21 protein-coding genes are annotated in these 19,944 nt (G+C 65.3%); 7 read left to right on the forward strand and 14 right to left on the reverse strand.

Features of this window, described 5'->3' with window-relative positions:
• Positions 1–32 precede the first annotated feature (32 nt).
• Positions 33–944 (forward strand): alpha/beta fold hydrolase, encoded by a 912-nt coding sequence (locus ACWETB_RS16780; RefSeq protein ID WP_452212381.1) that lies wholly within the window; start codon positions 33–35, stop codon positions 942–944.
• 4 nt (positions 945–948) lie between these two features.
• Here the strand turns inward: ACWETB_RS16780 and ACWETB_RS16785 are convergent, their stop codons facing one another.
• Positions 949–1,782: an SDR family NAD(P)-dependent oxidoreductase gene (locus ACWETB_RS16785; RefSeq protein ID WP_452212383.1), complete on the reverse strand. Its 834-nt coding sequence runs from the start codon at positions 1,780–1,782 to the stop codon at positions 949–951.
• Between the two features lie 331 nt (positions 1,783–2,113).
• Entirely contained in the window at positions 2,114–2,557 is a 444-nt protein-coding gene (locus tag ACWETB_RS16790; protein WP_449741896.1) for a cupin domain-containing protein, read from the reverse strand.
• A gap of 157 nt (positions 2,558–2,714) precedes the next feature.
• On the opposite strand from ACWETB_RS16790, the gene ACWETB_RS16795 reads away from it, so the two are divergent.
• Positions 2,715–3,725, forward strand: a complete 1,011-nt coding sequence (locus ACWETB_RS16795; protein WP_449741740.1) for an acrylyl-CoA reductase family protein — start codon at positions 2,715–2,717, stop codon at positions 3,723–3,725.
• Between the two features lie 95 nt (positions 3,726–3,820).
• Complete coding sequence (locus ACWETB_RS16800; protein ID WP_452212386.1) at positions 3,821–4,702, forward strand: formate/nitrite transporter family protein; 882 nt, start codon at positions 3,821–3,823, stop codon at positions 4,700–4,702.
• A 12-nt stretch (positions 4,703–4,714) separates the two neighbouring features.
• On the opposite strand, the gene ACWETB_RS16805 is transcribed toward ACWETB_RS16800, so the two are convergent.
• Positions 4,715–5,191: a glutathione peroxidase gene (locus ACWETB_RS16805; RefSeq protein ID WP_348807367.1), complete on the reverse strand. Its 477-nt coding sequence runs from the start codon at positions 5,189–5,191 to the stop codon at positions 4,715–4,717.
• A gap of 340 nt (positions 5,192–5,531) precedes the next feature.
• Entirely contained in the window at positions 5,532–6,014 is a 483-nt protein-coding gene (locus ACWETB_RS16810; RefSeq protein ID WP_452212462.1) for a GAF domain-containing protein, read from the reverse strand.
• Between the two features lie 106 nt (positions 6,015–6,120).
• On the opposite strand from ACWETB_RS16810, the gene ACWETB_RS16815 reads away from it, so the two are divergent.
• Entirely contained in the window at positions 6,121–7,257 is a 1,137-nt protein-coding gene (locus ACWETB_RS16815) for a metallophosphoesterase (RefSeq protein ID WP_452212388.1), read from the forward strand.
• Here ACWETB_RS16815 and ACWETB_RS16820 read toward each other — a convergent pair.
• From ACWETB_RS16820 to ACWETB_RS16850, 7 genes are all read right to left on the reverse strand, one after another.
• Complete coding sequence (locus tag ACWETB_RS16820) at positions 7,229–8,743, reverse strand: APC family permease (RefSeq protein ID WP_449741743.1); 1,515 nt, start codon at positions 8,741–8,743, stop codon at positions 7,229–7,231. The two genes, ACWETB_RS16815 and ACWETB_RS16820, sit on opposite strands and share 29 nt — an antisense overlap.
• Before the next feature lie 61 nt (positions 8,744–8,804).
• Positions 8,805–9,308 carry a flavin reductase family protein gene (locus tag ACWETB_RS16825; RefSeq protein ID WP_449741744.1) on the reverse strand — a complete coding sequence of 168 codons (504 nt, stop codon included), beginning with the start codon at positions 9,306–9,308 and terminating at the stop codon, positions 8,805–8,807.
• Entirely contained in the window at positions 9,305–9,802 is a 498-nt protein-coding gene (locus tag ACWETB_RS16830; RefSeq protein WP_449741745.1) for an NAD(P)H-dependent oxidoreductase, read from the reverse strand. The genes ACWETB_RS16825 and ACWETB_RS16830 overlap by 4 nt, the downstream gene beginning before the upstream one ends.
• A 5-nt stretch (positions 9,803–9,807) precedes the next feature.
• Complete coding sequence (locus ACWETB_RS16835) at positions 9,808–10,995, reverse strand: LLM class flavin-dependent oxidoreductase (RefSeq protein WP_449741746.1); 1,188 nt, start codon at positions 10,993–10,995, stop codon at positions 9,808–9,810.
• Between the two features lie 140 nt (positions 10,996–11,135).
• The gene (locus ACWETB_RS16840; protein WP_452212391.1) at positions 11,136–12,212 is read right to left on the reverse strand and encodes an LLM class flavin-dependent oxidoreductase; all 1,077 of its coding nucleotides are present in this window, start codon (positions 12,210–12,212) and stop codon (positions 11,136–11,138) included.
• 92 nt (positions 12,213–12,304) lie between these two features.
• Positions 12,305–13,315, reverse strand: coding sequence for a zinc-binding metallopeptidase family protein (locus ACWETB_RS16845; protein WP_452212393.1), 1,011 nt, complete (start codon positions 13,313–13,315; stop codon positions 12,305–12,307).
• A 148-nt stretch (positions 13,316–13,463) separates the two neighbouring features.
• Positions 13,464–14,327 carry a sulfurtransferase gene (locus tag ACWETB_RS16850; RefSeq protein ID WP_452212395.1) on the reverse strand — a complete coding sequence of 288 codons (864 nt, stop codon included), beginning with the start codon at positions 14,325–14,327 and terminating at the stop codon, positions 13,464–13,466.
• 94 nt (positions 14,328–14,421) lie between these two features.
• Here ACWETB_RS16850 and ACWETB_RS16855 point away from each other — a divergent pair, with 94 nt between their 5' ends.
• Positions 14,422–14,712, forward strand: a complete 291-nt coding sequence (locus ACWETB_RS16855) for a hypothetical protein (protein ID WP_452212397.1) — start codon at positions 14,422–14,424, stop codon at positions 14,710–14,712.
• A 108-nt stretch (positions 14,713–14,820) separates the two neighbouring features.
• Here ACWETB_RS16855 and ACWETB_RS16860 read toward each other — a convergent pair whose 3' ends face one another.
• Together ACWETB_RS16860 and ACWETB_RS16865 are read right to left on the reverse strand one after the other, a co-directional pair.
• Positions 14,821–15,684: an SDR family oxidoreductase gene (locus tag ACWETB_RS16860; RefSeq protein WP_452212399.1), complete on the reverse strand. Its 864-nt coding sequence runs from the start codon at positions 15,682–15,684 to the stop codon at positions 14,821–14,823.
• 38 nt (positions 15,685–15,722) lie between these two features.
• On the reverse strand, positions 15,723–16,220 hold the full coding sequence (locus tag ACWETB_RS16865; RefSeq protein WP_449741749.1) for a MarR family winged helix-turn-helix transcriptional regulator: 498 nt from the start codon (positions 16,218–16,220) through the stop codon (positions 15,723–15,725).
• 116 nt (positions 16,221–16,336) lie between these two features.
• On the opposite strand from ACWETB_RS16865, the gene ACWETB_RS16870 reads away from it, so the two are divergent.
• Entirely contained in the window at positions 16,337–17,848 is a 1,512-nt protein-coding gene (locus ACWETB_RS16870; protein WP_452212401.1) for an MFS transporter, read from the forward strand.
• A gap of 130 nt (positions 17,849–17,978) precedes the next feature.
• Entirely contained in the window at positions 17,979–18,794 is an 816-nt protein-coding gene (locus ACWETB_RS16875) for an SDR family NAD(P)-dependent oxidoreductase (RefSeq protein ID WP_452212403.1), read from the forward strand.
• An 8-nt stretch (positions 18,795–18,802) separates the two neighbouring features.
• On the opposite strand, the gene ACWETB_RS16880 is transcribed toward ACWETB_RS16875, so the two are convergent.
• On the reverse strand, positions 18,803–19,909 hold the full coding sequence (locus tag ACWETB_RS16880) for an ABC transporter ATP-binding protein (protein WP_449741752.1): 1,107 nt from the start codon (positions 19,907–19,909) through the stop codon (positions 18,803–18,805).
• Positions 19,910–19,944: the final 35 nt, after the last annotated feature.

Here is a 19,944-nt window from a genome sequence, read left to right on the forward strand (position 1 = left end):
CATATCGGCTCTCGCCGAGAATGGACATCACCATGACTGTCAGCCACCGGCCCGACTGGGTCGACGAATCGCTCTACCCGTTCACCAGCCACGTGATCGAGATCGACGGCAACACTGTGCACTACGTCGACGAGGGTCCCGAGACTGCTCCGAGCGCCACACTGCTCTTCCTGCACGGCAATCCCACCTGGTCGTTCGTCTACCGCGATGTCATCCGCGACCTGCGGGGTCAATTTCGGTGCATCGCACTGGATTATCCCGGATTCGGGCTGTCCGGGGAGTCCGACGAGTACACCGCACTGCCCGACGATCACACCCGCATCGTCACCGCGTTCATCGACCGGTTGGATCTGACCGACCTGACCCTGGTGGCGCACGATTGGGGCGGGCCGATCGGCCTGGCGGCCGTCGCGCGGGATCGATCGCGGTTCACCGGGGTGATCCTCGCCAACACGTGGGCCTGGCCGGTGACCGCAGTACACGTGAAGATCATGTCGTATGTGCTGGGCGGCCCGGTCGGGGCGCTGCTCATCGGGCATCTCAATCTTTTTGTGAACGTGATGATTCCGGCGGGACACAAACTCCGCAAGCCCTCCGACGCCGAGATGAACCACTACCGCAATGCCCTGGACACCGGTCGACGACGGCAGGGGTCATCAATCTTCCCCCGGCAGCTCACCGCCGGACACGATTTCCTCGCCGCCGTGGCGGACGCGTTACCCGATCTGGCGACGCTGCCCGCGTTGATCATCTGGGCCGATGCCGACATCGCCTTCGGGGATGCCGAACTGAAGCGCTGGGAATCGACCTTCGACGACCATCACACCGAGATCATCCACGGTGCAAGCCATTTCGTACAGTCGGATGCACCCGACCAGTTCGCCGCGGCCATCCGCACCTGGTTCGATACGCGCGGGTTCGATACACGCGGGGCAACCGGGTAGCGGGTCAGTCCAGTTCCACCAAATCCGCTGACACCGTCCATAATTGGTCGATCAACTCGGGATCGTGCGCTTGTCGACTCTCCGGGCCGCGTGCCCGATGCCGCGAGAAGTACACGCCGTTGATGTCGGGATCGGCGCCCCGATGAACCAGATCGATCAGTGACGCGGCACCCTGTTCCGGGGTGATCAGACCCAGACGCTTCAGTGGCGTCCGGTACAGGAGTCCGATCAGAAACGAGTCGCGTCCGAAACTCGACGCCACTGCACCCGGATGCACTGCCGTAGAGACGATCCCATCGTCACGCCACCGCTTGGCGATACCGCGGGTGAACATGATGTTCTCCAGCTTGCTGGTGCCGTAGGCGCGGAACTGGGTGGTGCGGCGGCGCCGGAAGTCGAGATCGGTCGGGTCCACCCGACCGATCAGATTGCCGATACTCGACGTGTTGACGACGAGAGCACCCGATTCGGCCGCGCCCAATCGATCGTGGAGCAGGTTCGTGAGCAAGAACGGCGCCAGATGATTGACCTGGAAGTTGGGTTCATGACCGTCGACGGTCGGCGGCGTGGGTTCGAATGTGCCACCGGCATTGTTCAACAGGACGTCGATGGACGTCGTGCGTTCACCGATTCGGGTGGCCAGCGTGCGGACGTCATCGAGGCGGGCGAAGTCCGCGGTCAGCCCGACGGCCCCGGTGTCGGCGGTCACGGCGGCGAGTTTCTCGGCCGAGCGACCCACCAGAATGAGGTCGACGTCGGGCCCCGCCAGTTCTCGGGCGGCTGCCGCACCGATACCGTCGCTGGCACCGGTGATCACGATGGTCCTACGGGTTGGCACGTGCCGTCACCCCTCTCTTCAGAGCTCGTCGTCGCGCTTCGTAAGCTTTCGCCGCGGTTGCCCGCCCCACTCCTGACCGCTCACTCCCGACCCTACAGACCAACCCCATCCTGCCAAGGACGATCGGACCGCCTCGTCGTTGACAGCGCTCGCCTCGTCGTTGACAGCGCTCGCCTCTTCGTTGACAGCGCTCAGCGTAGTGCCGGTTACCAAACCCAAGCGCCGTGAACGTCGACTCGAGCGCTGTCAATGACCTCAAGAGCGCTGTCAACGCAAATGCACGGGCTCTCAACGGAACTCGGCAACCGCGGCGCCGCGCCTACCCGTGCGATCACGTCCCGGGGGCGTCGCATCCAGGGGCCGGTGCGTCCTCGAAGAGCGGCTTGCCCAGCGGAATCAGGTACAGCACGTCCAGGACCACCGGCGTGTTCCCGAGATTCCGGCCGACGTGCGTATTCGACTGTCCCGCCGGTTCTTTGATGATGTCCCCGGTCCGGTAGATCACCGGCTCGCAGTCGGCTCCGGGATGGGTCAGTGTTCCGGCCCGGACCAGTCCGACCAGTTGGCCGTCGTGATAGTGCCAGCCGGTCGTTCCACCCGGAGCGATAGTGATCTCGCGAACGGCGACGTGGACTCCCTCGGGAACAAACGGCAACAGATCTGCCGGGATGTCTCCCTCCGCGAACGTGACCGCGGAGACCCCGGATGACGGCGTCGCCCGCGCGATAGCCGGCACGAGACCGACACACAGCACCACCGAGACCATCACCAGCATGCCGCGTGCGAGTTGCCTCATTCGTCGACGGTACTGCCGTTCACGCCGGTCGGAGCCGTTTCGGCAAGACCCACCTGGTTCGCACGCCCCATCCGGTGGCACGATGTGGACCACGTGACACCCGACGACGTGACACCCCAACTCGAGGAGCACAACGATGAGCACCGTCCCCGACCAATTCACTGCGCTCGTGGCCACGGAATCCGACGGCGCGATCACCGTGGACCGTACCGATTTCGCCGCAGCGGACCTGCCCGGCGGCGACGTGACGATCGCGGTGCAGTACTCGGGCGTGAACTACAAGGACGCCCTCGCGGTGACGCCGCGCGGAGGCGTGGTGCGCAATTACCCGATCATCCCGGGCATCGACATCGCCGGAGAGGTGATCGAATCCACCGACCCGGGCTTCGCCCCGGGAGACCGCGTCGTCGCACACGGCGGCCCGATCGGCACCGAACAGCATGGCGGTTACGCCGATTACGCCCGTGTTCCGGCGGCGCAGGTCGTGAAGCTCACCTCGCTGTCCACCCGCGAGGCTGCGGCCATCGGCACCGCGGGATTCACCGCCGCGATGAGCGTGGCCGCACTCCTCGATCACGGCCTGACACCGGATGACGGCCCCGTCGTCGTCACCGGAGCCAGCGGCGGCGTCGGCGCCGTCAGCGTCGACATCCTTGCCGCACAGGGCTTCTCGGTGACCGCCTCGAGCGGAAAGGCGGAGGCCGCCGAACTACTCACCACACTCGGCGCCGCAGAGGTCGTCGGCCGCCTCGTCGACGACGAGACCAAGATCCGCCCACTCGGCAAGTCGGTCTGGGCGGGCGCGGTCGACTGCGTCGGCGGCAAGACCCTCGCCTACGTGTTGAGCACGATGAACCACAGCGGTGCGGTCGCCGCCAGCGGACTCACCGGCGGTGCCGACCTCCCGACCACGGTGATGCCGTTCATCCTGCGCGGCGTCGCACTGCTCGGCATCGATTCGGTCCTCATCGGTGCCGATCTCCGACGGGCCATCTGGTCGCGAATCGAGGGCGACCTACGCCCGAGGCACCTCGATGCCGTCATCACCGAGATCGGACTCGACGACCTGCCCGCCGCCCTCGACTCGATCCGTGCGGGCAAGATGACCGGACGGACGGTGGTGCGGGTTCTCGGCGACTCCGCCTGAACCCGCAGCCAGGACGGCCACGCGCCCCGACGACGATCGGGGCGTGCCGTCGCAATCGACGAGCACGCACCACCGATGTCTGTCACCGTTGAGGCATGACCGATCCGTCTCCGGCTTTCGACGTGAACAAACTGTTCCCGGGAAAGTTCTTCATCAGCACCACGCTCGACGTGCTCGAGTCGAAGAAGAAGATGACGGGGCACATGCGGCGGCGGTTCCTACAACGCGCAGCGATGGCCGGCGCCATCATCGCCATTTTCTACGTCATCAACTACACGATCGTCGCCGCCTTCGATCAGATGGGATCCACGCCCGAGCAACTACACGCGGTGGGCAAACTCATCGGAGCCTTCATTTTCGGCTGGGCACTGGTGTTCATCTACTACACCAAATCCGAACTGCTCACATCGAACATGATGATCGTCTCCGTCGGTGCGTACTACCGGCGGCTCACCCCGATGCTGTTCATCCGCATTCTGGCGTTCTGCTACCTCGGTAACATCCTGGGCGGCCTGTTCATCGCACTGCTCTTGCGCGGCACCACCCTGATCGAGGGACCGGTCCTCGAGGCCATGCACCATGCCGTCGAGGTGAAGACCGGCTACGTCACCGACGGCTTCTCCGGATGCATGGATCTATTCATCCGCGCCATCCTCTGCAATTTCATGATCAACATGGCGATGCTGCTGGTGTACAACGGCTATCTGGTGGAGGACATCGCCAAATGCATGGCGATGGTCACCTCTGTCTTCGTCTTCGCCTTCCTCGACTTCGAACATTCCGTGGCCAACACCGTCCTGTTCATGATCGTCGGCATGCATGGCAACGTGAACCTGTGGACAGCGCTGGGCAATCTCGGAATCGTGTTGCTGGGCAACTTCGTCGGCGGTGGTCTACTCATCGGCATCTACTACGCCTGGGTCAACGACGAACACGACACCCACCTGCCGCATCTACACCGCCGGCGTAGATCCTGACGCCGGTGGCGTTCAGAGCACCTTGTCGATGTCGTCGGTGAGCTTCTCGGGCTTGACCGTCGGAGCGAACCGGTCCACCACCGCACCGGACTTGTCGACGAGGAACTTGGTGAAGTTCCACTTCACCCGTGAACCCAGAACTCCCGACTTCTGCTGGCGCAGCCACTGATACAGCGGATGCGCCTGATCACCGTTGACGTCGACTTTGGCGAACATCGGGAATGTCACGTCGTAGGTGAGTGAACAGAAATTCTTGATCTCCGCCTCATCGCCGGGCTCCTGATGAGCGAACTGGTCACACGGAAAACCGAGGATCACCAGACCCTTGTCGGCGTACTCGCGGTGCAGCTTCTCCAATCCCTCGTACTGGGGTGTGAAACCACACTTCGACGCGGTGTTGACGATCAGCATCGGATGTCCCCGATACTTCTCGAGATCCACCGGATTGCCGTCGATGTCGGTTGCGGTGAAGTCGTAGGCACTGGTCACGGTCATCCCCTGTTCCGTCGGTGTCACGCTCGTCGGTTGCGGCGCGTCTGGCTTCTCACCCTACGGCCCCGGGTCCCTCGCCGACCACCATTGCACTCACCCCCACGCCGGCACCCCACCCTCGAACACCTCGACCACGTGGACAGCACTCTGAATTCTGTTGACAGCGCACAATTATCCGCTGAACTATCCCCAATGCCGCTGACAGCAAACGACTTCCGCCGGTCGGCCCCGTCGAGTAACGAGACAAGCGCTCGACGGTCAACGACCCCATGGCCGGTGCGCAGCGTGTAATACCCCGACAACCGTCACCGTGCGGCTGCCAACCGGCGTCGTCCGATCAGCCGGTCAGCGACCGCACATACACGGCAGCGACAGCCTCGAGCCCTCGCTGATCGTCGTCGCCGAACCGATCGGCGTCGGGACTGTCGATGTCGAAGACTCCGATGAGTGTGCCGTCGTCGGCGACGAGCGGGACGACCAACTCCGACCGACTCTCCGCGTCGCAGGCGATGTGGTCCGGCACGGCATGGACGTCGGCCACCCGTTGAGTCCGGCGGGTCCGTGCGGCCGCCCCGCACACACCACGATCCAGCGGAATCCGAACACATGCCGGCTTGCCCTGGAACGGCCCCACCACCAATTCGGTGCCGTCGAAGAGGTAGAAGCCAACCCAGTTCAGTCGGGGCACAGAGTGATAGATCAGCGATGAGATGTTGGCGGCATTCGCGATTCGGTCATGTTCGTCGGCGACCAGCGTTGTCGCTGCGGACTCGAGTTCGTCGTAGGTCCATTCCGCATCTGTCGACAGCTCAAAGCTCATCTCCCCATCATGCCCGCCCCGCAGGCGATTGCCGCACTCACCGATCACCGCGATTCCATGCGTCGATCCGCCCATCTCCGACATTCCGGTACGTTGGGAGATCATCATGGTCCTCGTCTTCGCAGCGTTCCTCGCGCTCATCACCTTCTGGCTGCACCGCCGCATCGTTCGTGCCACGGCGATGCCGCGCCCGTGGTCGATCGTCGCCGACGCCGTGCTGGTCATCATGTGGGGATTCGCCGTGGTCGGCATCGCCACCGGACGCGAACTCGACCCGTCCGCCTTCCGAGCCCCCGCATGGCTCGGCCTGACGTGGCTCGCCGTCGTTCTCTACCTGGTCCTCGGCCTCGTCCTGGTCGGGCTGATGTCGCTGATCTGGCGTCTGGTGCTGCGGCTCGCACCCGGTGACACCGGGCGGCACCGCCGCCTCCTCGCAGTACGCGTGACCACCGGTGTCGTCGTCATCGCAGCACTCGTCACCACCTCGTACGGCGTCTGGGAAGCCGCATCACCACGCGTCACCCACACCACGGTCACCCTCCCACGACTCCCCGAACAGTTCGACGGAATCCGCGTCGCACTGATCTCCGACCTCCACGTCGGCCCCGCACGCGGACGTGATTTCACCCAACATGTCGTCGACGAGGTCATGGGCGAAAAGCCCGACCTGATCGCCATCACCGGCGATCTCGCCGACGGCACCGTCGCCGAGGTCGGTGCCGACATCGACCCCCTCGCCCAACTCCGAGCGCCGCTGGGAGTGTTCGGAGTCAGCGGTAATCACGAGTTCTATGCCGACGACGGGGGACGCTGGCTCGACCACTGGGAGCAGCTCGACATCACCACACTGCGCAATCAACGAGTCGAGGTGACCCACGACGGCGCAACGATCGATGTCGTGGGCATCCAGGACTACACGGCACCGCAACCGTATGAACCGGATCTCCCCGAGGCGCTCGACGGCAGCGACCCCGGCAGGTTCCGGCTCCTACTCGCCCATGAACCGCGTCAGGCGCGGCAGGCCTCCGATCTCGGTGTGGACCTTCAATTGTCAGGCCACACGCACGGTGGTCAGATCTGGCCGATCCGCTACGTCGTGCCCCTCCAGCAGCCGTCCGTCGAGGGCCTGGACAAGATCGGCAACACCGTGCTGTACACGACGCGCGGCGCCGGAGCGTGGGGTCCACCGGTGCGTGTCGGCGCACCGCCCGAGGTCACGATCCTGGAACTGCACCGCGGTTGACGTTCCCGGCGCCCGAATCTCGGTCCGCACGAGCCAGATTCGCGTGCGAGCGCCCATAGAAGGCGTAGATGAGCAGTCCGATGACCAGCCACACCACGAACCGCAACCACGTCTCGATGGCGAGGTTGACCATCAGTCCCGCGCAACAGATCGCGGAGACGATCGGCAGCACCGGTGACCACGGAACGCGGAAGGGCCGCTTCATGTCCGGCTGCGTCCGCCGCAGCACCGGAACGGCGATCGAGACCACCAAGAAGGCGAACAACGTTCCGATCGAAACCATCTCGGCCAGTGCGGCCAGCGGGACGAACGCCGCGAGCAGAACCACGACGGCGGTGGTGATCATCGTGATGCGGTACGGGGTCCGCCATTTCGGATGGATCCTTCCCGCCGAATGCGGGATGAGCCCATCACGCGACAGCGCGAAACCGATGCGGGACATGCCGACGATATCGACGAGGATCACCGACGTCAGCCCGGCAACCGCGGCGATCCCGACAAGCACACCGGCCCAACTCAATCCGACCTGGTTGAACGCATCCGACAGCGGCGCCCCCGTGCTGAGATCGGTGTAATGCACCATGCCCACCAGCACAAAGCACACGCCGACGTAGAGGACCGTGCAGATCAACAGGGTGCCCAACAGGCCGCGGGCCATGTCGCGTGCGGGATGCCGGGTCTCCTCACCGAGGTTCGCGACGATCTCGAAACCGCTGTAGGAGAAGAACACCACCGCCGAGGCGAACAGCACCCCGGCCACCCCGAATGCCGTTGCCTCCACTCCGGAGATCCACTGCCACAACGGCTGCCGCCAGCCACTTTCCCCGCCGGTGTGTTGCGCGGGCGGGATGAACGGCGTGTAATTCGCCGCCTTGATGAAGAAGAGCCCGGCGACGATGACGAAGACGCAGATGCTCACCTTCAGGTAGACCAGCGCGTTGGTGACCCAGCCGGATTCCTTGATACCCACGGTCGCCACCACACCCAGGACCAACGCGATCGCGACCGCACCCAGGTTGACCGTCGAATCCTCACCGAAGAACGTCGTCGGCAGGTTGAAGACGTCCTGCAAGTAGCCCGACCACCCGCGGGACACCACCGCCGCACCGAGCGCGAACTCGAGGATCAGATCCCAGCCGATGATCCACGCGATGATCTCGCCGAGGGTGGTGTAGGCGTAAGTGTAGGACGATCCGGCCGTCGGCACCGCGGAGGCGAGTTCGGCGTAACAGAATGCGGCAAACAGGGCGATGACCCCGGCCACCACGAACGAGATCATGATGGCCGGTCCCGCATTGTCTTTCGCCTGCACGCCGGTCAACGTGAAGATTCCCGTACCGATGACCATGCCGACGCCGAACCCGATGAGATCCCGGGCCCGCAGTGTCTGTTTGAGTCGTCCGCCTTCGAGTTGGTGTCCCTCATCGTTCTGATGGATCACCGTGTCGACGGACTTCTTCCGGAAGATGCCGCCCAACTGCGTCATCCCTCCGACGCTAGACCCGTCCGCGTCGGTCGGCAGCCAACACGCCGGAGACCGACATCGCCTACACCAACTCGGCCAACTTGGGAAAGCCACTGCGGTGGAAGATGAGTGGATTGCCCGATTCGGGATGCTCGACGCCGTGCAGTTCGAGGAGAACGATGAAGTGATCGCCTGCCTCGACCTCGCGGTAGATGGTGCAATCGAAGTGCGCCACACCGTTATCGAGGGTGACCGCGCCGTCGTCGGATGCCTTGATCGCAATATCGTCGAATCGGTTGGCGACCGGCCCGGCCAGCTGACGGCACACGGTGGCCTGATGCTCGGCGAGGACGGTGACGCCCAGGTGAGCGGCACGCCGCAGATCCGGCCAGGTCTTCGACGTGTTCGCGATCGAGATCGAGACGAGCGGCGGATCGAGGCTGACGCTGGTGAAAGAGCTTGCGGCAAGCCCGATCAACTCGCCGTCCACCTCGGCGGCCACCGCGACGACACCGGTCGGGAAGACCCCGAAGGCCTTGCGTAGTCGCGCCGCATCGAGATCCTGGTTGGTGGCGAAGTCACTCATGAAAGCACTCCCAGTTGTCGGGACACGATGGGCGCGGTGGCCGCCAACCAGTCGGCGTATGCGGACGGATCGTCGTGACGGGAATCCACCACGTACAGACCGCGACCGGGGACGGTGCCACCGATCTCGGTGAGAACCGGCCGCAGCACCAGTTCCGGAGCCAACGAATGCGCCTCCGAACCACCCAGCATCAGCGGGATGGCCAGACCGGAAAGTCCTGTGCCACCGGCAAATCGGTCCAGGAACAGCTTCAGCAGACCGGTGTAGGCGGCCTTGTAGGTGGGACTGGCGACGACGACGAGGTCGGCCTCGCCGACCTGCCGGACCAGATCCGACACCTTCGGATCGGACCAATCCAGCACTGCCGCACCAAGAGTGGCGACGTCGACGATCAGATCCGGTTCGGCACCGGTCAGCTGGGTGGCCACATATCTCGCCGCGGACAGGGTCCGACTGGCGGGCTTCGGATTGCCCACCACCACAGCTGTTCTCACGATCGTCATGATGCCGACACCGCCGTGGCCGGGCGGCTGTCGGTCCGGGCAGAGACGGGGGCCTGCGCACCGAAGGGCACGGATGCGGCCCGGACGTTCGGCGGAGCCGGGTGCTGCCAGAGACCACGGCGGGTCAACTCCGGCAGCACGCCCTCGCCGAACCAATACGACTCCTCGAGATGCGGGTACCCGGACAACACGAATTCGTCGATACCGACCTCGTGGTAGGCCTCGATGAGGTCGGCGATTTCGGTGTACGACCCGACCATCGCCGTACCCGCGCCGCCACGGACCAGGCCGATACCCGCCCACAGGTTCGGATAGATCTCCAGATTGTCCTTGGAACCGTTGTTGAGAGCCAACATTCGCTGTTGTCCCACCGATGCCGAGCGTTTGAGGCCCGACTGGATGCGCGCGATGTCGTCGGCGGAGATGTGGGTGAGCAGGCGATTCGCCTCCGCCCACGCCTCCCCGGAGGTGTCGCGGGCGATCGTGTGCAGGCGGATGCCGTAGACGAGTTCCCGGCCGTGTTCCTCCGCGGCGCGCCGGACCCGCGCGATCTTCTCGGCCACCGCCTCCGGTGGTTCACCCCAGGTGAGGTAGACGTCGGCGTGTTTGGCGGCCACCGCGATGCCGGCGGGCGAGGAGCCACCGAAGTAGATCTCCGGTACCGGGTCCGGAATCTGGTGCAGTGTCGCGTTTTCCACCGACAGGTACTTTCCGGTGAAGTTCACCGTCTCCCCGGTCCACAGGCGTCGCACGATCTCGAGGAATTCGTCGGCGCGCGCATACCGCTCGTCCTTGGTGGAGAAGTCGCCGAACATGGCCTGCTCGGCATCTTCCCCACCGGTGACGACGTTGAGCAGCAGCCGGCCGCCGGACAGGTTCTGGAAAGTCCCCGCCATCTGCGCGGCCAGGAAGGGAGCGGTCACACCCGGGCGGAAGGCCACGAGAAACTTCAGCCGTTCGGACAGGCTGTTGAGCATGGCGGTGGCCACCCACGCGTCCTCACACCAGGCTCCGGTCGGCGTCAACGCCGCCTCGAATCCCAGCTGCTCGGCGCTGCGGGCGATCTGTCCGAGGTAGGGCACCGTCGCCGCGCGCGACGACGCCTCGGCCGCCAGTCCGTGGCCGCCGCCGACCACGCTGCGTCCGTCACCGCCGTTGGTGGGAAGAAACCAATGAAACTTCACGCCAGCTCAATCCATTTCTCATCGACTTCTCCCTGCGCACTCCTCAGTCGAGGTCGAGGGAGACTTGGGCACAACCACTCGATTGCACCCGACGACGTCGCACCCGCCAAGGTTTTGACCCGCGGTGATCGTGAGTTGGTCTACCTGCGATTCGGTGGCACCCAGCCCAATGCCGGTGCGATCTCCTCGGCGAACAACTGCAACCTGTGGATGTCGAGATCGGCCCCGGGCGTGCCGTTGCCGGCAGCGGGATACAGGCCGACGGTCGGCAAGAAGTGGGTGACCTGGCCGACGAGAGCCGGATCGTCACGCAGATCCCCGATGACATCGGCGACGGTGCCGTATCGCGTGACGCGACGCAGATACTGCGCAGTGTCCAGGGGTGCGAGGTCCGGTTTGTAGGAGTCGGCGAACTCCCGGAAGGCGTTCAGTTCGTTTTCCACCTGTCGCTCGATGGTTTCCCGTGACTCGGCGACATAGGTGAATCGCAGGGCACCGATACGCTGCCGGCGTCCCGAATCGGCATGAGTGTGCGCCCACTGCGTCCGGTAGGCATCGATCTTGGGTCGCTGATCGTGCAGGGCGTGGTCGGCGAACGTGCCGATGAGAAGCCCATCTCCGGCGCGAGCGGCAGCGGCCGCACGTTCGGGGGTCCCCACCGAATGCCACAGCCGTTCCCGCAGGCCCGGCGCCGGCGGATACAACACCCGGGGCTCGGCGGGGCCGGTGATCGAGGCACCGTCGAGCAGTGCGTGCAGCGTGGCGAGCTTCTCGTCGAACAGCCGCCGCCGTTCCTCCAGACCATGCCCGAACGCCCCGAAGGATTCTGCATCGCCGCCGCCTGCGCCGAGTCCGAGATTGATGCGGTCCCCGGCAAGGGCATGCAACGTCGCGGCATCCTCGGCCAGCCGGATCGGGTCCTCGAGCGGCAGGACCGTCACCGCCGTCCCGAGTTCGATCCTGGTGGTGCGTTGCGCGAGGGCCGCGAACAACACCAACGGCGACGCCAGCCGATCCTTGCCGAAGTGATGCTGTCCGACCCACACGCTTTCGTAACCGAGTTCTTCGGCGGCGATGATGGTGTCGGTGAGTTCGGAGTACGTCTCGGTGGCGCCGCGCCCATCGGTGCCGTGAACCTGGGTGAAGAACCCGAGGCGAAACGCCGACGCCCGCTCGGCGTTCGCGTCGATAGCGGAATCCAGGGTCGAAATGGTCATGGCGTCGACGCTAGAACCGCCCACCCCCTTGTCCCAGAATTGAATTCACCCCGATCGAAGCGACCGGGGTGAACTCGGACAACCTGGCTCGATCACTCGTCAGACGTGATCAGCTCGTGCAGAAACTCCATCTTCTCCAGAACCTTCGGCGGCAGCACGAACGGGTACAGGTCCTGATGACCCATCGACCGGTTGATCTGGTTCAGCGCCCAGGTCAACGGCAACCACCATTCGATGATCCGGTCGAAACCGACCTGACCGGGCAGGTCCGCGTCCAGGGTCGCACCGGCCGGGGCGAGAGCAAACGCCGCTGCGGTGTCGAGCGTGTCACGAATGTGCAGGTAGTGCGCGAAAGTCTCGGCCCAGTCCTCGGCCGGATGCATCGTGGCGTAGGAGGACACGTAGTCGTCCTTCCAGTTCGCCGGCGGGCCCTCGCTGTAGTGCCGGTCGAGCGCGGCCTGATAGTCGTCGTCCGGATTGCCGAACAACTCCTCGTAGCGGGCGCGGTTCGGGCCGTCCCCGACGAGCACCATCTGATAGAAGTGCCCGATCTCGTGCCGGAAGTGTCCGATGAGGGTGCGGTACGGCTCGTCCATCGACACGCGCAGTTGCTCGCGGTGGACGTCGTCGCCCTCGGCGAGGTCGAGGGTGATCACACCGTCGGCATGGCCGGTGATGACCGATTCGTTCGCACTCGACAGCAGGTCGAAGGCGAGGCCGACGGCGGGGTCTTGGTCCTTGCCGAAGATCGGCAGGCCGAGTTCGTCGAGTTCGACGATGACACGCCGCTTGGCCAGTTCGGCCTCGGCGAAGGCCTCCATCGCCTTGGTGTCACTGTCTTCCGGCCGGGTACGGGTCAGACGGCAGGATTCGCACAGTGCCGGGAGATTGTCGCCGACGGCGACGAGCCAATTGCAGGCGGCCACAGGCGCGTTCGCGCATCGGGCCACCGGCACATCGTCGACGGTCGTCGTCTCGTTGTCGTCGAGCACCTGAATCGTGCGCGACGGCAGGTGGAAACCCAACTGGCTCTCGCAGTTGAGGCAGAGCGAGTTCTCGAAGATCAGCTGTTGGCCGCATTTACGGCAGTGGAAGTCGCGCACTCTCTTGCCACTCCTTGGTTGTCGATCACGTGGTCATGGGGTCGGTCCGGCGGCATTGTCGATCGCTTCTTGATCGGTGGGCATGACGCGCCCAGTTGTTGGTCGGAACACATGGCCAATCGTGCACATAAAGGTGATGGATGTCACATCAGGTTATCGAATCACCTGCAGCGGGACGGTCGGGATCGGCCGACCACTGCGACCACGACCCGGGATAGAGCACCCCGGAGATCCCGGCAACTGCGAGTGCGGCGATCTCATGGGTCGCGTTGACCCCCGATCCGCAGTAGACGACGGCCTGCTTCCCGTCGGTGATGCCGTTCGCCGCGAACCGGGCACGCAGGTCCGCCGCCGACAGGAAGTGCCCGTCGGAGGTGAGGTTGCCCGCCGTCGGTACGTTCACCGCCCCGGGGATGTGGCCGGCCCGGGGATCGATCGGCTCGACCTCACCGCGGTACCGCTCGTCGACACGCGCATCGACGAGCGCGTCACCTGCCGCGTCGTCGGCGCGCAACCGGTCCGACAACGCCGCGACCTCATCGATGGTGACGCTCGGCAGTTCGCCGGCGCGCAGCGTGATCGTGCCGCGGCGGGGTGCGGTGTCCCCGGTCGACAGGCGCAGTCCGGCCGACCGCCACGCGCCGAGCCCGCCGTCGAGGATGCGCACGTCGGAGTGACCACCCCAGCGCAGCAACCACCACGCCCGTGCCGATGCGAGATTGCCGATGTCGTCGTAGACGACCACAGGCGACGCGTCGTCGACACCCCACCTGCGTGCCGCCTCCTGCAATCGCGACAGCGACGGAAGCGGGTGGCGACCCGCCTCGGGTGTGGGCGGATCGGCGAGTTCGGTGTCGAGATCCACCCAGACGGCACCGGGCACATGACCTTCGCGGTACTGCTCATGACCGTCGGTGCGCCCGAGTTGCCACCGCACGTCCAGGATGACCGGTGGCCGGTCCGACAGCATCTCCTCGGTCAGTGCGTTGACATCGATCAGTACCTCGGTCATGGACGTTCTCCTCCTGATCGGCTGTGCGGTCTCGATTAAACGGGTCGCCCGGATCGATCCGCAATCGAGGGTGACGATCACTACGATCGCAGGCATGAAGCAATCAGATGGCGAGTACTACGTGACGGCCGACGAGGTGGCAGCGTTCGAGCAGTCGGGCAAGCAGTACTGGTACATGCGTGAGGACGGTTCGACGGACCTCTACCTCGACGAACTCGACATCACCCACGGCTGGCCCATCTTCCTGATGAAGCGCGACGATTCCTGGTTCGCCAAGTGGAACGGTGACTACGAGAAGGCCGTGGAGACCGACCTGAATCCGCATCTCATCAAGAACTTCGAAGAGCTGATCACCCAGGGCAACTGGCCGCACGACCAGGACTGAAACGCACACTCGACGCAGCGCAGCGCCCACTCAACGCAAGACAGCGCACACTCAACGCAATTCGACGCACACTCGACGGAAATGGGCGCCCACTCGACGGGGCCCGAGTCAGTACTGCGCGACCTGCCCCTTCTTGGGTGCGCGATACATCTGCCACAGCACCCTCGGCACCGTGTGCAGCGGCACCGCCCGTGGCCAATCCCGTGCCCGCAGAAGTGCTTCGGTCCCACCGTCGACGGTGACGACGGTGCCGCACATGAAATCGGCTGCGGGAGAAAGCATCAGCATCACCCACTGGGCGAGTTGATCGGGAGTTCCGTACTCGCGCACCGGAACCGGGAAGGAGCGCACGTTCTTCGCCGACGGCCCGTCGAGTTGCGATTTCAGCAGCGGGGTCATCACCGGGCCCGGCGCGATGACGTTGACGCGAATGCCCTCACCGGCCCAATCCGGACCGGTCCCGTGCACGCGACACCACCGGGTGACCGCGATCTTCGATGCCGCGTACGCCGCGGGGCCCGAGAGCATCGGTCCACGCCGCCGGAGGATGGCCGTCGCACGTTCGCGGTCGCCAGAAAGCAAGGCGCGCACCGCGCGGGCCGGCACGAACGGTGTGGCCGTCGTCGAATTCGAGCCGAAGACAACGACTTTCGCCTTGTCGGACGCGGCAAGTGCGGGCCGCAATGCCTCCAGCAGATCGGTCACCCCCGCCATGTTGACCTCGACGATGACGCGTTCGCGATCACGTGCGGGACCCACACCCGCGGCGAACACCGCGCCGGCGAGTTCGCCGCCAGATCTCTCGAGGACCGCGTCGATGGCGGCGCGTCGCCCCTCCTCGGTGGACAGGTCGGCCGCCACGTCCGCGGCGTCACGGTCGACGCCGATCACCGACTGCCCCGCGTCGCGCAGCGACTCTGCCACCGCCGCACCCATCCCGGATGCCGAACCGGTCACGACATACGTCCCCATCACGACCCCTCTCGTGTCATGCCCGCTGTGCGACTCGGTCATCCGTGTCGGCGGTGATCACCGTCGGTGCGGGCCTCGGAGCGCAGTGCGCGATCGTAGGCCTCATTGAATGCCCGCAGCTCTCGCAGGAGCGCGTCGGGCTCGCCGGGTGCGAGATCGGCGAAGACCTGCTCGAGGCGCCGCACCCGAAGCATGCCGTCATGGACGAACGCCTGGTGTCCGGCATCGGTGGGGCGAACCATCCGACTCAACGAACCCTCGACCTCGAAGCGTTCCAGGTAGCCCAATTTGATGGCCGCGTTGACCTGACGATTGACCGTCGACTGTTCGAGGTCGAGGTCCTCGGCGAGGTTCCGCAGGGTGCGGGGCCGCCCATCGGAGAGCACCAGCAGGATGGCGAACGCCGAGGCCTCGAGGATCGAATCGACGTGGTACTGCCCCTTGCGGCGGTGCAGCCTACTCAGTTCCTCGACGATGTCGCGATACAGCGGCGACGGCCACGGCGCATGGTCATCGTCCACGTTCGCGTCATCCATTCTCCGACCCCCGGTCCATGATGTTCGGTCCATGATGTCCGATTTGTCGCGGCGCCGTACCGCCGACTTGATTATGTACGGTACATATGTATCCTACACATAGCCAAGGAGGTGTTATGTCCGACGCGAATTCTTCGCCGGGAACAGAGAATCCGGTCCCCTACGCCGATACCCCCCGCGACGGTTCGTCGCAGGGTGCGGCGATCGCCACCGTCGTCGTGCTGTGCTTCGGCGGTCTGATCGCATCGTTGATGCAGACGCTGGTCATCCCGATCCAGCCCGAACTACCCGAGTTGCTCAGCACCTCGCGGTCCAACGCGTCGTGGGTCATCACCGCCACGCTGCTCGCCGCGGCCGTCGCGATGCCCATCGCCGGCCGCCTCGGCGACATGTTCGGCAAGCGACGGGTGATGCTGGCCAGCGCGGTCCTGCTGGTCATCGGATCGATCGTGTGCGCCCTGAGCACCTCGGTGATCCCGATGATCGTCGGTCGCGCCATCCAGGGTCTGGCCATGGGCTTCATCCCGGTGGGTATCAGCGTGATGCGTGAGGTCACCCCACCCCGGATCACCTCGATGGCGATCGCCGCCATGAGCGCGACCCTCGGCGTCGGCGGCGCCATCGGTCTGCCGCTGTCGGCATGGATCGCGCAGAGCTGGAACTGGCACGGACTGTTCTGGATCTCGGCGATCCTGTCCGCGGTGGTCGTCGCGCTGGTCGCGGTGGTCGTCCCGAATGTCTCCGACGCGGTCGGCGGCCGCCTCGACATCGGCGGCGGCATCGGCCTCGCCATCGGCCTGTGTGCCGCACTGATCGCCGTGTCCAAGGGCAATGACTGGGGCTGGGCGAACGGCAAGACCCTCGGCCTGCTGATCGCCGGCGTGATCGTCCTCGTCGCGTGGGGCTTCTTCGAACTGCGCACCACCGACCCCCTGGTCGATCTGCGCACCACCGCCCGCCCGGCGGTGCTGCTCACCAACATCGCCGCCATCGCCATCGGCTTCGGCATGATGGCCCAGTCGATCATCATCCCGATGCTGTTGGAGATGCCGAAGGAAACCGGTGTCGGACTCGGGCAGTCCTTGCTGCACGCCGGTCTCTGGATGGCTCCGGGCGGTCTGATGATGCTGGTGTTCGCACCCGTCTCGGGCACCCTGATGAACAAGATCGGCGCCAAAAACACCCTTGCGATCGGCGCCACCGTGCTCGGCAGCGGATATCTGATCGCGATGTTCCTGATGAACTCACCGTGGCAGCTCATGCTGGCCTCGATGATCGCCGCATCGGGTGTGGGCATCGGCTATGCGGCCATGCCGACGCTGATCATGGGCGCGGTGCCGATGACCGAAGCCGGTGCCGCCGTGGGCCTCAACGGACTGATGCGCTCGATCGGCACCACCATCTCGTCGGCGGTGATGGCCGTGCTGCTGACCACCTCGACGATCTCGATGGCCGGCAGCGATGTCCCGACGCACACCACCTTCAAGCTCTGCTTCCTGGTGGGCGCCCTGGCCGCCTTCGTCGGCGCCGCGATCACCTTGCTCATTCCCAAGCGCGGCCCGCAGCCGGTCCCGTCGGGCGTGGTGGTCAGTGGTGCGGAGGCGAAGTCTCCCGCCACTTCTCACTGATCGGTCATTACCGCCCATCCACTACGACGGCTCCCCGTATCCTGCTCATCGGATACGGGGAGCCGTCGTATCGGGACGGAACCGACGGAGCCCCGGCCAGAAGACAGGACATCCGACGCAGGGGGTAAATGTGGACGCTGCCGGGCGAGTGTTCGTCGTCACCGGAGCCGCGAGCGGCATCGGGCGTTGCGTGGCACAGGAATTGGTACGCCGCGGCGGGTTCGTGGTGGGTGCCGACCGCAACGACGCCGGACTGGCCGAGACCTCGCTGCTCATCGGCGACCGGTCACGCTTTGCAACCCATGTGCTCGACATCGGCGACGCCGACGCGATCGCCGCATTCCCCGACGAGGTGATCGTCGCGCACGGCCGGGTGGACGGACTGTTCAACATCGCCGGTATCCCACAACCGGTTTCGACGATGACCGAGGTCGACGCCGACACCGCCGAGCAGATCCTGCGCATCAACTTCTTCGGCACGCTGTGGATGTGCCGTGCCTTCCTGCCACGCCTCGAGGAGCGTCCCGACGGCGCGGTCATCATGAACACCTCGAGTCTGTCGGCGATCACACCGTTCCCCGGCACGGCGATCTACGGGGCCTCCAAGGCCGCGGTCGCCCTGATGAGTTACGGCCTGGCCCAAGACCTTCGAGGACGTTCGAAGGTCACCGTGACCGCCGCGCTACCCGGAACGGTGTGGACCGGACTGGTCCGCGACGCCGCCCGCTCCCTCGGCACCAGTGAGGCCCTCACGCGACGCTTCGCGATGAACCCGGAGCGCGCGGCCCGCCGGATGGTCGATGCGACGCTCCGGGGACGGCAGCGGGTGGTGATCGGCGCCGATGCCCACGTCTTCGACGCGGCCAACCGACTGAGTACCCATCTGGCAGAACGGATGTCCTACCTACAGGTTGGGTCGTTCGTCTATCGCCGGCCGCGGGACTGACACCTGCATCAGCCGATGCGGTCACCGGTCTGCGGGTGGAACAGGTGCACCGCCCGATCGGCCTGGCGCAGGCGCACTCCCTCACCACGTTTGGCCGGGGCCCGCTCGTGCGAGCGCGCGACGAGCACCATCGGTTCACCGTCGAGGTTGCGTACCGACTGATCGGCGAGACTCGCATAGACGTAGGTCTCACTGCCCAGTTCCTCCAGCAGCGCGACATCCGCCGACAGGCCACGATCGTCGTCGGAGAGCGCGAGATGTTCGGGTCGGATACCGACGATCACCGACGACAGGCCCGCCTTGCGCAGTGCCGCCTGCGATTGTGCGTCGATGTCGATGGACGCTCCCGAGATGGTGATGTCGCCGGCGTCGACCGGGGCGGTGAACAGATTCATGCCGGGTGAGCCGATGAAGCCGGCGACGAAGGCGTTGACCGGATGATCGTAGAGTTCGGTGGGCGTGGAGAACTGCTGCAGTACACCGTGTTTGAGGACGGCCACCCGATCGCCCATGGTCATCGCCTCCACCTGATCGTGCGTGACGTAGACGGTGGTGGTACCCAGCCGCCGTTGCAGCGCGGCGATCTGGGTGCGGGTCTGCACCCGCAGTTTGGCATCGAGGTTCGACAGCGGCTCGTCCATGCAGAACACCTGTGGCTCACGAACGATGGCGCGGCCCATCGCAACTCGCTGTCGCTGACCACCGGAGAGCTTGGCCGGCTTGCGGTCGAGGAAGTCGGTCAGGTCGAGCAACTTGGCCGCCTCGGCCACTTTGCGCTTGCGCTCCTCGGTGGGCACGCCCCGCATCTTCAGTGCGAAACCCATGTTCTCGCCGACGGTCTTGTTGGGATAGAGCGCATAGTTCTGGAACACCATGGCGATGTCGCGGTCCTTGGGCGCGACGCCGACCATGTTGTCACCGCCGATGCGGATCTGGCCGGAGTCGATCTCCTCGAGCCCGGCGAGCATCCGCAGTGCGGTGGACTTGCCCGAACCGGAGGGGCCTACCAGGACGACGAACTCGCCGTCGTTGATGTCGAGGTCGAGGGAGTCGACGGCGAGTTTGTCGGCGCCGGGGTAAACGCAGCACGCCTTGTCGTAGGTGATGGAAGCCATGGTGTTCTCCTTGATGAAAACCGTTGTGGTGAAGA

Source organism: Gordonia sp. NPDC003950 (genome assembly GCF_053605205.1).

What these genes read in the sequence shown, in the direction of transcription:
- ACWETB_RS16780 (WP_452212381.1), top strand. Translation starts at nt 33, where the DNA reads ATGACTGTCAGCCACCGGCCCGACTGGGTCGACGAATCGCTCTACCCG.
- ACWETB_RS16790 (WP_449741896.1), bottom strand. Translation starts at nt 2,557, where the DNA reads ATGCTGGTGATGGTCTCGGTGGTGCTGTGTGTCGGTCTCGTGCCGGCT.
- ACWETB_RS16795 (WP_449741740.1), top strand. Translation starts at nt 2,715, where the DNA reads ATGAGCACCGTCCCCGACCAATTCACTGCGCTCGTGGCCACGGAATCC.
- ACWETB_RS16800 (WP_452212386.1), top strand. Translation starts at nt 3,821, where the DNA reads ATGACCGATCCGTCTCCGGCTTTCGACGTGAACAAACTGTTCCCGGGA.
- ACWETB_RS16810 (WP_452212462.1), bottom strand. Translation starts at nt 6,014, where the DNA reads ATGAGCTTTGAGCTGTCGACAGATGCGGAATGGACCTACGACGAACTC.
- ACWETB_RS16815 (WP_452212388.1), top strand. Translation starts at nt 6,121, where the DNA reads ATGGTCCTCGTCTTCGCAGCGTTCCTCGCGCTCATCACCTTCTGGCTG.
- ACWETB_RS16820 (WP_449741743.1), bottom strand. Translation starts at nt 8,743, where the DNA reads ATGACGCAGTTGGGCGGCATCTTCCGGAAGAAGTCCGTCGACACGGTG.
- ACWETB_RS16825 (WP_449741744.1), bottom strand. Translation starts at nt 9,308, where the DNA reads ATGAGTGACTTCGCCACCAACCAGGATCTCGATGCGGCGCGACTACGC.
- ACWETB_RS16840 (WP_452212391.1), bottom strand. Translation starts at nt 12,212, where the DNA reads ATGACCATTTCGACCCTGGATTCCGCTATCGACGCGAACGCCGAGCGG.
- ACWETB_RS16850 (WP_452212395.1), bottom strand. Translation starts at nt 14,327, where the DNA reads ATGACCGAGGTACTGATCGATGTCAACGCACTGACCGAGGAGATGCTG.
- ACWETB_RS16855 (WP_452212397.1), top strand. Translation starts at nt 14,422, where the DNA reads ATGAAGCAATCAGATGGCGAGTACTACGTGACGGCCGACGAGGTGGCA.
- ACWETB_RS16860 (WP_452212399.1), bottom strand. Translation starts at nt 15,684, where the DNA reads ATGGGGACGTATGTCGTGACCGGTTCGGCATCCGGGATGGGTGCGGCG.
- ACWETB_RS16865 (WP_449741749.1), bottom strand. Translation starts at nt 16,220, where the DNA reads ATGGATGACGCGAACGTGGACGATGACCATGCGCCGTGGCCGTCGCCG.
- ACWETB_RS16870 (WP_452212401.1), top strand. Translation starts at nt 16,337, where the DNA reads ATGTCCGACGCGAATTCTTCGCCGGGAACAGAGAATCCGGTCCCCTAC.
- ACWETB_RS16880 (WP_449741752.1), bottom strand. Translation starts at nt 19,909, where the DNA reads ATGGCTTCCATCACCTACGACAAGGCGTGCTGCGTTTACCCCGGCGCC.